12 protein-coding genes are annotated in these 13,949 nt (G+C 63.5%); 1 reads left to right on the plus strand and 11 read right to left on the minus strand.

Going from position 1 to position 13,949, the window contains the following annotated elements:
• Positions 1–9: 9 nt before the first annotated feature.
• The 11 genes from astB to acs form a co-directional block, all read right to left on the minus strand.
• On the minus strand, positions 10–1,353 hold the full coding sequence (astB, locus tag IFT57_RS21575) for an N-succinylarginine dihydrolase (protein WP_192152622.1): 1,344 nt from the start codon (positions 1,351–1,353) through the stop codon (positions 10–12).
• A 49-nt stretch (positions 1,354–1,402) separates the two neighbouring features.
• Positions 1,403–2,869 (minus strand): succinylglutamate-semialdehyde dehydrogenase, encoded by a 1,467-nt coding sequence (gene astD / locus IFT57_RS21580; RefSeq protein ID WP_192152715.1) that lies wholly within the window; start codon positions 2,867–2,869, stop codon positions 1,403–1,405.
• Positions 2,866–3,894 carry an arginine N-succinyltransferase gene (gene astA / locus IFT57_RS21585; protein WP_192152623.1) on the minus strand — a complete coding sequence of 343 codons (1,029 nt, stop codon included), beginning with the start codon at positions 3,892–3,894 and terminating at the stop codon, positions 2,866–2,868. Before astA ends, astD begins: the two co-directional genes overlap by 4 nt.
• Before the next feature lie 60 nt (positions 3,895–3,954).
• A complete protein-coding gene (aruF, locus tag IFT57_RS21590; RefSeq protein ID WP_122713938.1) occupies positions 3,955–4,983 on the minus strand; it encodes an arginine/ornithine succinyltransferase subunit alpha in 1,029 nt (342 codons plus the stop codon).
• Between the two features lie 78 nt (positions 4,984–5,061).
• Positions 5,062–6,282, minus strand: a complete 1,221-nt coding sequence (locus IFT57_RS21595; protein WP_192152624.1) for an aspartate aminotransferase family protein — start codon at positions 6,280–6,282, stop codon at positions 5,062–5,064.
• 425 nt (positions 6,283–6,707) lie between these two features.
• Complete coding sequence (argR, locus tag IFT57_RS21600) at positions 6,708–7,688, minus strand: transcriptional regulator ArgR (protein ID WP_122713940.1); 981 nt, start codon at positions 7,686–7,688, stop codon at positions 6,708–6,710.
• Between the two features lie 114 nt (positions 7,689–7,802).
• Entirely contained in the window at positions 7,803–8,567 is a 765-nt protein-coding gene (locus tag IFT57_RS21605; RefSeq protein WP_122476383.1) for an ABC transporter ATP-binding protein, read from the minus strand.
• A gap of 71 nt (positions 8,568–8,638) precedes the next feature.
• Positions 8,639–9,337 carry an ABC transporter permease gene (locus tag IFT57_RS21610; RefSeq protein WP_192047675.1) on the minus strand — a complete coding sequence of 233 codons (699 nt, stop codon included), beginning with the start codon at positions 9,335–9,337 and terminating at the stop codon, positions 8,639–8,641.
• The gene (locus IFT57_RS21615) at positions 9,334–10,023 is read right to left on the minus strand and encodes an ABC transporter permease (protein WP_122476387.1); all 690 of its coding nucleotides are present in this window, start codon (positions 10,021–10,023) and stop codon (positions 9,334–9,336) included. Before IFT57_RS21615 ends, IFT57_RS21610 begins: the two co-directional genes overlap by 4 nt.
• An 86-nt stretch (positions 10,024–10,109) precedes the next feature.
• Complete coding sequence (locus IFT57_RS21620; RefSeq protein WP_192152625.1) at positions 10,110–10,886, minus strand: ABC transporter substrate-binding protein; 777 nt, start codon at positions 10,884–10,886, stop codon at positions 10,110–10,112.
• Between the two features lie 415 nt (positions 10,887–11,301).
• The gene (gene acs, locus IFT57_RS21625; protein ID WP_122795023.1) at positions 11,302–13,263 is read right to left on the minus strand and encodes an acetate--CoA ligase; all 1,962 of its coding nucleotides are present in this window, start codon (positions 13,261–13,263) and stop codon (positions 11,302–11,304) included.
• Positions 13,264–13,602: 339 nt separating this feature from the next.
• Here acs and IFT57_RS21630 point away from each other — a divergent pair, with 339 nt between their 5' ends.
• Positions 13,603–13,863: a DUF2790 domain-containing protein gene (locus tag IFT57_RS21630; protein ID WP_122476393.1), complete on the plus strand. Its 261-nt coding sequence runs from the start codon at positions 13,603–13,605 to the stop codon at positions 13,861–13,863.
• The last annotated feature ends 86 nt before the right edge of the window (positions 13,864–13,949 follow it).

Below are 13,949 nucleotides of genomic sequence, written 5' to 3' on the forward strand. Positions count from 1 at the left end.
AAATGCTGGTTAGAGCTGAAAAGGATAGACCGAACCCAACTGCAGGATGCGGGTCAGCTCGTCCAATGCCTCGCGGCATTCGATCAGCAGTTGCGGGTCGGCCATGTCGGCCTCGACCAGACGGTCGCGGTAGTGGCGTTCGACCCAGTCGTTCAGGGTGTCGTGCAGCGCGGGCGTCAGGATCACACCTGGATTGACCGCCGCCAGCTCGTCGGGCTTGAGCGCCACGCGCAATCGCAGACAGGCCGGACCGCCGCCGTTGCGCATGCTTTGCTTGAGGTCGAACACCTTGACCTCGGCAATGCCCGTGCCCTGCCCGGTCAGCTGCTCCAGGTAGCTCCAGACCCGCGGGTTGGCGCGGCACTCTTCCGGGACCACCAGCAGCATGCTGCCATCGGCGCGGGTGAGCAACTGGCTATTGAACAGGTAGGTGCGCACGGCGTCGTCCACGGAAACGTCGGCGCGCGGCACGCTGATCGCCTGCAACCGACCACCGCGCGCGGCGAGCTTGGTTTGCAGTTCGGCCAGCACGCGGTCGCTGTCGAGGAAGGCGTCCTGATGATGGAACAACAGCTCGCCGTTGCCGACCGCGATCACATCGTTATGAAACACGCCCTGGTCGATGACCGCCGGATTCTGCTGGGCGAACACCACGCCCTGCTCGCTCAACCCATGCAGCCGAGCCACGGCCTGGGACGCTTCCAGGGTCTGGCGCGCCGGATATTTCTGCGGCGCGGGCACTCGTGCGTCGAAGGCGCTGCGACCGTAGACGAAGAACTCCACGCCAGCCTCGCCATAGTCCCGGCACAGCCGGGTATGGTTGGCAGCGCCCTCGTCGCCGAACTGGGCGACGGCAGGCAGTGCTTCATGGTGGGCGAAGTGCGCGGGGTCGGCAAACATCGCCTGCAGCACCCGGCTGGTGGTGGGGTGTTCGATGCTGCGGTGGAATTTGCAGTTGAGGTTCGCCGCGGTGAAATGCACGCGCCCATCGGCCGTGTCGGCGCTGGGACTGACAGTGGCGGCGTTGGCTACCCACATGCTCGAGGCCGAACAGCTGGCCACCAGCAGCGGCATGGCATCACGCGCGGCCTGGGCGATCACCTCGGCGTCGCTGCCGGCGAAGCCCAAGCGGCGCAACGCTGCCACGTCCGGGCGCTCCTGCGGTGCCAGAACGCCCTGGGTGAACCCCAGTTCCATCAGCGCTTTCATCTTGGCCAGGCCCTGACGCGCCGCTTCGCGCGGATTCGAGCCTTGCTGGCTGTTGCTCTGCGACGCCACGTTGCCGTAGGACAACCCACCGTAGTTGTGGGTAGGCCCCACCAGGCCATCGAAATTCACTTCACAGGGTTTCATCGGTTCGGCTCCGTGGATCTGTTCTTGTACGCAAGGGTGCAACGACCGCCTACAGCGTGATGCCCGGACTCAGGGTCGCGGGCAAACCGAGTGTGGGGGTTTCCAGCGAGGCCACCGGATAGGCGCAATAGTCGGCGGCGTAGTAGGCACTGGCGCGGTGGTTGCCGGACGCGCCGACGCCGCCGAACGGTGCGCTGCTGGCAGCGCCGGTCAGTTGCTTGTTCCAGTTGACGATGCCCGCTCGGCTGCGCAACCAGAATTCGCGGTAACGCGCTTCCGAGTCCGACAGCAGTCCGGCAGCCAGGCCGTACTGAGTGGCATTGGCCTCGGCGATGGCCGCTTCGAAATCGACGTAGCGCACCACTTGCAGCAACGGGCCGAACAGCTCCTCGTCGCGACGCCCGTGGGCGCCGGTGACGTCGAGAATGCCCGGCGTGAGCAAGGCAGCATCGGCCCTGGGCTGGGTCATGCTCAACAGGCTGACGGCACCGTTGTCCAGCAGCTGTTGCTGGGCCTGGAGCAGCGCCTGCGCCGCGGGCAGGGAGATCACCGAGCCCATGAAAGGCGCTGGGGTGCGGTCGTATTCGCCAACCTCGAGGGTGGCACACACCTGCACCAGACGTTCGAGCAGACGGTCCCCCCACTCGCCGACGGGTACCAGCAGGCGCCGCGCGCAGGTGCAGCGTTGACCGGCAGAAATGAATGCCGACTGAATGATGGTATAGACCGCCGCATCGAGGTCCTGCACCTGCTCGACCACCAGAGGGTTGTTGCCGCCCATCTCGAGCGCGAGGATCTTGCCCGGCTGGCCGCCGAATTGTTGGTGCAGCAGGTTGCCAGTGGCGCTGGATCCGGTGAAGAACAACCCGTCGAGCCCGGCATTGGCGGCCAGTGCCATGCCAGTGTCGCGGCCGCCCTGCAGCAGGTTGAGCACGCCTGCGGGTAACCCGGCTTCGGCCCAGCAGCGCACGGTCAACTCCGCAACCTTGGGGGTCAGCTCGCTGGGCTTGAACAGCACGCAATTGCCCGCCAGCAGTGCAGGCACGATATGGCCGTTGGGCAGGTGTCCGGGAAAGTTGTACGGACCGAACACCGCCACCACGCCGTGGGGCTTGTGCCGCAGGGCCGCCGTGGCATCGGCCAAGGGTGCGCTCTTCTCACCGGTGCGCTCGGCGTGACTCTGAATCGAGATAGCGACCTTGTTGACCATGCTGGTCACTTCGGTGGCCGCCTCCCACAATGGCTTGCCGGTTTCTTCGCCAATGCACTGCGCCAGTTCGTCGGCGCAGGCCTTGAGCCGATCGGCGAACGCGTGCAGCACGGTGATGCGCGCCGACAGCGGCTGGCTCGCCCAATCCACGAAGGCATGCCGCGCCGCCAGAACGGCTTTGTCCACCTGCTCGGCGCTGGCGCAGCATCCCTGCCAGACCACGGCCTGACCCACCGGATTGAGGGACGTCAGCTGTTCGCCTTCGCCCGGCAGCCACTGACCATCGATGTATAGCGTATTCATCAGAGTACCTCCCGTGCTGGCGGGGTCATGGGTACCGCGCGCACCTGGTCACCCGCGCTCAGTTGCAGACGTCGGGCAGTCAAGGGATCGACCACCAGTGTGCCGGAGGCGAAGCGCGCCGGCGCCGCAGTGATGCGGCACTCTTCGCGTTCGCGGTTGTAGATCAGAAACGGTGGGGCATCGTCGCCGGGGGTGCCGATGGCCAGGACCAGGCTCTTGCTGTCGTGGACCGCGCGAATCTTGCTGGTCTCGCATTCCACCGCCGGGCCGGCGTCGAAGATGTCGACGTAGCCCTGGTAGCTGAAGCCTTCGGCCTTGAGCATCGCCAGGGCAGGCTCGGTATCGGGGTGGACCTTGCCGATGACCTCGCGCGCAGCCGGGGACAGGAAGCAGCTGTAGAGCGGGAACTTGGGCATCAATTCAGCGATGAAGGCGCGGTTGCCGACACCGGTCAAGTAATCGGCCTGGCTGAATTCCATCTTGAAGAAATGCCGGCCGAGGCTTTCCCAGAACGGCGAGCGTCCGTCGGCATCGGAAATGCCGCGCATCTCGGCGATCACCTTGCGCCCGAACAGGTGCGGAAACTGAGCGATGAACAGCAGCCGCGCCTTGGCCAGCAAGCGCCCGTTCAAGCCCTTGCGGTGCCCTTCGCGCAGGAACAGCGAGCACAGCTCCGAATTGCCGGTCAGGTCGTTGGCCAGGAACAGCGTGGGAATCTCGCGATAGATGTTCAACTCCTGCGAGGCGCTCACGGTCAGGCCCACCCGGTAGTTGTACCAGGGTTCGCGCTGGCCCACGGCACCGGCAATGGCGGAAATGCCCACGACCGTGCCGTCATCGTCCTCGAGTACGAACAGGTAATCGGCATCGCCGCGCCCGGCTTCGCCGCGAAAGGTCTTCTCGGCCCAGCCGACCCGGTGCGCCAGCCGTTCTTCGTTGGCGGGCAAGGTGGTCAGGCCGGGGCCGGTGCTGCGGGCCAACTCGATCAGCGCCGGCAGGTCACTGCTGCGTACGGGACGAACGATCATGCTTTCTCCTCGAGCAGGTACCGCGTGGTACCTGCAGAACTCGGCCTGTTCAACCAGGTATCAAACTGCAACCAGACGCACGCTGGCGCCCTCGCCCACACCCAGCGCCTCGGCGGTGGCCAGGTCCAGCCCGACCGGCTTGCCGGGTACCCAGTCAAGCTCCAGCAGCACCGCGCGGTAGTCCTGCAGCAGGCCATTGGAAACCAGGTACGGGCGGCCAGGGCCGCCGCGCTCATCCGAGCCGGCGACAAGCTTGACCGGCACCACACGGCTGTGGGCGATCGAGCGAATGCCCGATACCCGTGCATGCAGGGTCGGCCCACCGTCGAAGATGTCGATGTAGTGATCGGTTTCGAAGCCTTCGCGCATCAAAATGTCGAACGTCACCTGCGCGCGCGGGTGTACCTGGCCCATGGCCTCTTGCGCCTGGTCGGGCAGCAATGGCACATAGATCGGGTAGTGCGGCATCAGTTCGGCGAGAAACGTCCGGCTCTTGATGCCGCACAGCCGTTCGGCCTCGGCATAGTTGAGATCGAAGAAGTTGCGGCCGATCGCGTCCCAGAAAGGTGAGTCGCCGTGTTCGTCGCTGTAGCCGACGATCTCGGTCACCACCGAATCGGCAAAGCGCTCCGGGTGGTTGGCCATGAACAGCAGGCGTGCGCGCGAGTTGAGCTCGGCCCAGATACTGCCGACCAGTTCGGGCACTACGTAGAAGCTGGTCAACAGGCTGTTGCCGGTCAGGTCATGGCACTGCGAAAGCACGTGAATCTTGTTGTGGATCTTCAGTTCGCGCGAGGCGTGCACGAAGGTCTCGTTGCGAAAGCTGTAGAAGGGTTCGGAGTAACCCGCAGACGCGACGATTGCCGAACAGCCGACCAGGCGTTGAGTGCTCAGGTCTTCAAGCACGAAGAAATAGCTCTCCTCACCGTTGAAGCTTACTTCGGCGGCAAAGGACGCCTCGGACTTGGCGATCTTGTCGCTCAACCGGCCCGCATCGTCGGGCAGGGACGTGACACCGATGGGGCTGTCGGCAGCCAGCCGCTGAACCTCGGCCAGGTCAGCCATTTGCGCAGGGCGCATTACCAGCATGGTGCCACTCCTTGTCGATTGCAGCGGGTCGATTGCAGAGGCGGCGCAGGCTTGGAGCCAACGCCGCGAACGGGCCGTTCAGGCCTGGGTCAGGTGCGCCACGGCGCGTTCGAAGCGGTCCAGGCCTTCGTCGATGTCGGCCTCGTCGATGACCAGGCTCGGGGCGAAACGCACCACGTCCGGGCCGGCCTGCAGAATCATCAGGTCGTGCCGTTCGGCTGCATTGAAGAAGTCCTTGGCACGGCCTTTCCAGGCGTCGCTCAAGGCACAACCGATCAGCAGGCCCAGGCCACGGACTTCACTGAACACGCCGTAGCGCTGGCCGATCTGCTCCAGGCGCGTCTTGAAGCGCTGGTGCCGCGCCTTGACGCCGGCTCGTACCTCGGGCGTGTTGACCACGTCGAGCACCGCCTCGGCCACGGCGCAGGCCAAGGGGTTGCCGCCATACGTGGTGCCATGTACGCCGACCGCGAAGTGTTTGGCCAGGGCATCGGTGGTCAGCATCGCACCGATCGGAAAGCCGCCACCCAGGCTCTTGGCGCTGGAGAGGATGTCCGGGGTCACGCCGTAGTTCATGTAGCTGAACAGCTCGCCGCTGCGGCCCATGCCGCTTTGCACTTCGTCGAACACCAGCAGGGCGTTGAACTGGTCGCACAGCGCGCGGGCGCCTTGCAGGTAGGCCGGATCGGCCGGCACCACGCCGCCTTCGCCCTGGACCGGCTCCAGCACCACGGCGCAGGTCTTGTCGGACACGGCCGCTTTCAGCGCTTCGAGGTCGTTGTAGGGGACGTGGCGAATGCCGGTGATCTTCGGACCGAAACCGTCGGAGTACTTCGGCTGGCCGCCCACGCTGACAGTGAACAGCGTGCGGCCGTGGAAGCTGTTGAGGGCCGAAACGATCTCGTATTTCTCGGGACCGTAGTTGTCGTGCGCCACACGCCGGGCCAGCTTGAATGCGGCCTCGTTGGCTTCGGCGCCGGAGTTGCAGAAGAACACCCGGTCGGCAAAGGTGGCGTCGACCAGCTTCCTGGCCAGGCGCAGGGTGGGCTCGTTGGTGAAGACGTTGGACACGTGCCACAGCTTGTTGGCCTGCTCGGTGAGCGCGCCTACCAATGCCGGGTGCGCGTGACCCAGCACATTGACGGCGATGCCACCGGAGAAATCGATGAGCTCGCGACCAGCCTGGTCCCACACCCGGGAACCTGCACCGCGCACGGGAATGAAAGCGGCCGGTGCATAGTTGGGCACCATTACCTGGTCGAAATCGGCACGTTGCACGGGGGCTTGCTCAACGGACATCGGAGTCTCCTGTCAAGGAACGCTCAGCGCAGAATGGCCGAGCGATAGGGAATTGTAAGGACTGGTGCACGCGCGGCATTGCCGCCATGCGACAACTTGTTACAGCGCCAAACCGCCATTCTACGGGGGTTGTCGCGAATGCGACATATAGGGATAGAAAGGCGCTCGCCATCCGGTTCAGTCAGATAGACCGCAGCGCGCCCTTCGCGGGCAGAGCCCGCTCCCACAAGGGTTCTGCGCACACTCCCGTAGGAGCGGTCCGTGGCCGCGAAAGCCACACCGCGCTTCACCAGGCACACCGCGCCGCCTGCTTCGCGGGCAGAGCCCGCTCCCACAAGGGTTCTGCGCGCACTCCCGTAGGAGCGGTCAGTGGCCGCGAAAGCCACACCGCGCTTCACCTGGCACGGCGCATCCCGGAGCGAGGGTCAACCTCGTTCGGCGGGCACCGAAGACAATTCGAACGGGCTGCTGCTGCGACGCTGGTTGCGATCCTCGCGGGGGGTGGCGCCGAAGAAATTGCGGTACGCGCTGGAAAAATGCGGGCCCGAGGAAAACCCGCACGACAGGCCGATCTGGATGATCGACTTGCTGGTCTGCATCAGCATCTGGCGCGCCTTGTTCAGGCGCAACTCGAGGTAGTACTGGCTGGGTACGCGGTTCAGGTACTGCTTGAAGATGCGCTCCAGCTGGCGCCGCGAAACACACACATGCTGGGCGATCTCGTCGGTAGTCAGCGGCTCTTCGATATTGGCTTCCATCAACAACACCGCCTGGGTCAGCTTCGGATGGCTGGACCCCAGGCGATTCTGCAACGGAATGCGCTGGCGCTCGCCGCCCTCGCGGATACGCTCCACCACCAGCTCTTCGGATACCGCCCCGGCCAGTTCGGCGCCGTGATCGCGGGCCAGCACCGCCAGCAGCAGGTCGAGCACCGACAAGCCCCCGCATGCCGTCATGCGGTCGCGGTCCCAATCGAACAGGTGGCTGGTGGCGATGACCTTGGGGAAGCGCTCGGCGAAATCGTCCTGCCAGCGCCAGTGCACGGCCGCGCGGTAGCCGTCGAGCAGCCCCAACTGCGCCAGCGGATACACCCCCGCCGACAGCCCGCCCACCAGGCATCCCGCCCGTACCGTCTGCTTGAGCGCCGTGGCCAGCGCCGGCGCCAATGCCGACGGAGGCTCGTCAGCCAGCAGAAAGAGCTTCTGGCACCCTTCCAGGCGACCGTTCCACGCCTCGCCCGGCAACTGCCACCCGCCCGGAACCGGCGGCTCGGCCTGCAGAAAAAGCAACTCGTAGGTCACGTCCGGGTGCACCTTCTGCGCCACTCGCAGGGCCTCTTCGGCCAGCGCCAAGGTCAGGGCTCGCGTGCTGGGCCAATAGAGGAAACCGATTCGTTGGGCTGTCATCTGATGCGGACCGAAACCTTAAGTATCAAAAACCGAATGGGAAATGGCACTGCGCCAAGCCAGGCATGCTCGACCGGTGCGTACGAAACACCCGGCAGATGTTTCAAGCAAGGATCACTTGAGGCTGCCGGATAAAAACTGCTGCAACCGCTCGGAACGCGGATTGGCCAGCACCTCGCGCGGATCGCCGGTCTCTTCGACCAGGCCCTTGTGCAGGAACACCAGCTGGTTCGACACCTCACGGGCGAAACCCATCTCGTGGGTCACGACGACCATGGTGCGCCCTTCCTGAGCCAGCGCCTGCATCACCTTGAGCACGTCACCGACCAGTTCCGGGTCGAGCGCCGAAGTCGGCTCGTCGAACAACATCACCTCAGGTTCCACCGCCAACGCGCGGGCAATGGCCACACGCTGCTGCTCGCCGCCGGACATGTGCCCCGGATAGGCATCCTTGCGATGGGAGACGCCGACCTTGGCCAGATAGTACTCGGCTTTTTCCAGCGCTTGCTTTTTCGATACGCCCAGAACGTGCACGGGCGCTTCGATGACGTTTTCCAGCGCTGTCATGTGCGACCACAGGTTGAAGTGCTGGAACACCATCGACAGGCGCGAACGCAAGCGCTGCAGCTGCTTGGGATCGGCCGCCTTGAGCGCCCCATCCTTGCCGGCAACCAGCTTGAGTTCTTCGTCGTTGAGCAGGATCTTGCCCGCGTGGGGCTGTTCGAGCAGGTTGATGCAACGCAGGAACGTGCTCTTGCCCGATCCGCTGGAGCCGATGATGCTGATCACATCGCCCGCCTTCGCCGCCAGCGAGACACCCTTGAGTACCTCGTGCGAGCCATAGCGCTTGTGCAGGTCCTGAACTTGAAGTTTGTACATGATCGGGGGTCTCGCAAATCGGTCAGTCACGGGCCAGCGGCCCGTGGCGAAAAGGTTTTTGCTGCACGCGTTCAGTGCCTGCGCGGTGCCAGGTAGGCCAGCCAGCGGCGCTCGGCCAGCTTGAACAGGCGCACCAGAATGAACGTCAGGCACAGGTAGCACACACCCGCCGTGATGTAGGCTTCGAATGGCAGGTAATACTGGGCGTTCACCGTACGTGCTGCGCCGGTGATGTCGATCAGGGTCACGATCGAAGCCAGGCTGGTGGTCTGCAGCATCATGATCACTTCGTTGCTGTACTGCGGCAGTGCTCGACGCAGTGCCGAGGGCAGCAGGATGCGCCGGTACATCCCGGCCCTGGACATGCCCATGGCCTTGGCCGCTTCGATCTCGCCCGGTGGCGTGGCACGCAGGCTGCCGGCGATGATCTCGGCAGTGTAGGCACTGGTATTGATGGCAAACGCCAGGCAGGCGCAGAACGTGGCGCTCGACAACCATGGCCAGAGCACACTGTTGCGCACGGCCTCGAACTGGGCCAGACCGTAATAGATCAGAAACAGCTGTACCAGCATCGGCGTGCCACGGATCACGTAGGTATAGAGCCACGCGATGCCGTTGACCAGCGGCTGCCGGGACACCCGCATCAAACCCAGCGGCAGCGCCGCCAGCAGGCCGAACAGCAGCGAGATGGCCAGCAGTTTCAAGGTTTCCAGCATGCCGCTCATGTACAGCGGCAAGCTGTCCCAGACCACGTTGTAATCGAAGATCATAGTTCGGCCGCCTTGATGCCCACCGAGTAGCGTTTTTCAATGGCGCGCAGCAACAGCAGCGACACACTGGTGATGACCAGGTACATCGCCGCCACCGCAAGGAAGAAGGTGAACGGCTCGCGAGTGGCGTCCGCCGCCTGCTTGGCCTTGAACATCATGTCCTGCAGGCCGACCACCGAAATCAAGGCCGTGGCCTTGGTCAGCACCAGCCAGTTGTTGGTGACGCCGGGAATCGCCAGGCGAATCATCTGCGGCACCAGCACCCGGAAGAACACCTGCAGGCTGCTCATGCCATAGGCCATGCCGGCTTCGGCCTGTCCTTTGGGAATGGCCATGAACGCCCCGCGAAAGGTTTCCGACAGGTAGGCACCGAAGATGAAACCCAGGGTGAAGATACCGGCCAGCAGCGGATTGAGGTCGATGTAGTCGTCGTAACCCACCAATGGCGCCACGCGGTTGAGGATGTCCTGGCCGCCGTAGAAGATCAGCAGGATCAACACCAGATCGGGTATGCCACGAATCACCGTGGCGTAGAGATCCCCCAGCCAGGCCAGCCAGCGTACCGGCGACAGGCGCAGTGCCACGCCGAACAGACCCAGCACGATGGCCAGCGCCATGGACGACAAGGCGAGCTGCAGCGTCAGCCAAGCGCCATCGAGAATGACGGCCCCGTAGCCTTTCAACATGTAGAGATCCTCGCCCGGAGAATGAAAAATGGTGCAGACCGCGGTTCCCCGCCGTTTGCACCATCAGTCAGGTGACGCCTGCCGGCTTATTTGCCGTAGATGTCGAAATCGAAGTACTTGTCCTGGATCTTCTTGTATTCGCCATTGGCGCGAATGCCTTCGATGGCTGCGTTGATACGCTCCACGTTGGCCTTGTCGCCCTTGCGCACGGCGATGCCGATACCGTCGCCGAAGTACTTCGGATCGTTGACCGACGGGCCGACGAATGCATAGCCCTTGCCGGCGTCGGTGTTGAGGAAACCGTCCTGCAACAGGGTGGCATCGGCCAGCGTGCCGTCCAGTCGACCGGCCGCCACGTCCAGATAGATCTCGTTCTGCGAGCCGTACGGCATCACTTCGACGCCCAGCGGCTTGAGCACTTCGGTGGCATAACGGTCATGGATGGTGCCACGCTGCACGCCGATCTTCTTGCCCTTGAGCTCGGCCATGGAGTCGCTCACCTGGGTGCCGGACTTCATGACCAGACGCGCCGGAGTGGCGTAGTACTTGTTGGTGAAATCGACGGATTTCTTGCGGTCGTCGGTAATCGACATCGACGACAGAATGGCGTCGATCTTGCGCACCTTGAGGGCGGGAATGAGGCCGTCGAATTCCTGCTCGACCCACGTGCACTTGACCTTCATCTCGGCGCACAGCGCGTTGCCGATGTCGTAGTCGAAACCGACGATGCTGCCATCCGGCGCCTTGGAAGCGAACGGTGGGTAAGCGGCTTCGATACCGATCTTCAGCGGCTTTTCATCGGCGAACGATGCCGCCGACAGCACGGACAGTGCCAATGCGCCAAACAGTGCAAGTTTCTTCATTGGGTGAGCTCCAGCGAAAATGGGCAGTATGGGCAAAGTGAGCGCAGGCCCAGAATGCGAAAAGTAAGGCTTAACGGGCGACGCCACAGGGTTCGGCGAGTGAGCGCATTTTAACGGCACTGTGCCAGTCGATATTTCTTCAATGCGACAAGTAGTTACAGAACCACCGAGACGCCAAGACCCAGGCATTGACAGCTCATGCCGATTGTGGATGAGCAAAAAGACGCGCAACCTGTCCATGAAGCAATTAGCGCGCCCATTATTGGCAAAGCCTTTGCGGACGGCAAGCTTGGGGTTGCGGGAGATGATGCGTGTGACGGGCGATGGGGCCTTGGGTGGCAACCGGCGCAACACTGGCGTTACCGCAGTAACGCCAGCGTTGCCTGGCCAGCCTTATGGGCCTCTTCGCGTCAACTCAGGCCGAAGCGCGGTGCATTTCCTTGTGGGTATCGATCAGCTGCTGCACCACCCCAGGATCGGCCAGTGTAGAGATGTCGCCCAGGGCGTCGTATTCAGACGTGGCGATCTTGCGCAGGATGCGCCGCATGATCTTGCCCGAGCGCGTCTTGGGCAGCCCCGGCGCCCACTGGATCACATCGGGCGAGGCGATGGGGCCGATCTCCTTGCGCACCCAGTTCTTGAGCTCCAGGCGCAGTTCCTCGCTGGTCTGCTCGCCGCCATTGAGCGTGACATAGACGTAGATGCCCTGCCCCTTGAGGTCGTGGGGAACACCCACCACGGCGGCTTCGGCCACCTTGGGATGGGCAACCATCGCGCTTTCGATCTCGGCCGTGCCCATGCGGTGCCCGGAAACGTTGAGCACGTCATCGACTCGGCCCGTGATCCAGTAGTAGCCGTCTTCGTCGCGACGCGCGCCGTCGCCGGTGAAGTACATCCCGCGAAAGGTCTTGAAATAGGTATCGACGAAACGGTCATGGTCGCCGTAGAGGGTGCGCGACTGGCCTGGCCACGAATCGAGGATCACCAGGTTGCCCTCGGCGGCGCCGTCGATCAGGTTGCCCAGGTTGTCCACCAGCGCCGGCACCACGCCGAAGAACGGCTTGGTCGCCGAACCAGGTTTGAGGCCGATCGCACCCGGCAGCGGACTGATCAGGATGCCGCCGGTTTCGGTCTGCCACCAGGTGTCGACGATCGGGCAGTTCTGCTTGCCGACCGTGTTGTAGTACCAGTTCCAGGCCTCGGGATTGATAGGCTCGCCGACCGAACCCAACAGGCGCAGGCTCGAACCATCGGCACCCTCGACGGCCTTGGTGCCCTCGGCCATCATCGCGCGGATGGCCGTGGGGGCCGTGTAGAGGATATTGACCTTGTGCTTGTCGATGATCTTCGACACCCGAGTGATGTCCGGGTAATTGGGCACGCCTTCGAACAGCAAGGTGGTGGCGCCATTGGCCAGCGGGCCATAGACGATGTAGCTGTGGCCGGTGATCCAACCCACGTCCGCCGTGCACCAGTAGACATCGCCCGGCTTGTAGTCGAACACTCGCTCATGGGTCAGTGCGGCGTACACCAGGTAACCGCCGGTGGTGTGCAGCACGCCCTTGGGCTTGCCGGTCGAACCGGAGGTATAGAGGATGAACAGCGCTTCCTCGGCGCCCATTTCCTTCGGCGCGCAGGTGCTCGAGGCCACCTCCAGCAGCGAGTGGTACCAGATGTCGCGATGACGGTTCCACTCGATCTCGCCACCGGTGCGCTTGCACACGATGACCTTCTGCACGCTGCTGGTTTCAGGGTTGGTCAGGGCGCGGTCGACATTGGCCTTGAGCGGGGTCTTGCGGCCACCACGCAGCCCTTCGTCAGCCGTGATTACTACCTTGGACTGACAGTCGATGATGCGCCCCGCCAGCGCCTCGGGCGAGAAGCCACCGAACACCACGGAATGCACCGCGCCGATGCGGGTACAGGCGAGCATCGCCACCACTGCCTCGGGAATCATCGGCATGTACAGGGTCACCACGTCGCCGCGGTGCACATCCTGGCCGCGCAGGGCGTTGGCGAACTTGCACACCTCGGCGTGCAGCTCGCGGTAGGTGATGTGACGGCTTTCGGAAGGGTCGTCGCCTTCCCAGATGATCGCGACTTGATCGCCACGCTCGGCCAGGTGACGGTCCAGGCAGTTGTAGGAAACGTTGAGGGTACCGTCGGCGAACCATTTGATGTCGACATGGTGGTCGTCGAACGAGGTCTGCTTGACCTTGGTGAAGGGCTTTATCCAATCGAGGCGCTGCGCCTGTTCGCGCCAGAAACCGTCCGGGTTGACCACGGACTGCTGGTACATGGCCTTGTAGGTCGCCTCATCGGTCAGCGTGGACGCCGCCACCTCTGGACGAACGGGATACAGGGAAGCCGCACTCATCTTTGATACCTCGGTTGAGTAGTTGTTGTTTTATACACCTGTTTTAAGGGTATCTGGCCTGTGCAGCCATTCGACGATGGTAGTACCGCTGCTTGTAACGATGCACGCCCAGGCCCGCGGGATTAGTGCAGATTCGAATAAAACTGTTTATCCGAACCGGCTCTGTTTACCTCGGGCACCCACGCCTAGAATCGATTTCGCCAGCAACGGCACTGCGATCGACGAAGACTGCATCCCCCCACGAAGGCCTGTCGATCGCAACTTTCCCACTCTCAAGTTTCACACGTGACCTCACAAGGGCCGCGTGCACCCTGACGACTGCAAAACAGGAAAACCGACATGAAAGCTTTTTTGATTCTGGCGCTGATCGGCGCGAGCGGCATGGCCCTGGCCGATGAAACCACCACGGCTGCCACCGAAAAAACCACGGTGGAACCTTATGAGTATTCGCAGCACCCCGATATTGCTCACGTGATCTCGACTTCGGCGATTCCCAACGTCTGCGCGGTGGTTCCGGCGCGCCTGACCTACGAAGACTCGCAGGGCAAGCGGCACATCATGGAATATCAGGTCATGGGCAATGGCTGCTCGAACAGCTGAACACCTACCGGCGTCGGGGCTGCGGCCCCGCTGCTGGCCCGCACCCGAGTGACCCCGCCAGCACCCGCATGAGCAAGCACCACCCA

This window comes from Pseudomonas sp. CFBP 13719 (assembly GCF_014842095.1).
Classification (GTDB): Bacteria; Pseudomonadota; Gammaproteobacteria; order Pseudomonadales; family Pseudomonadaceae; genus Aquipseudomonas.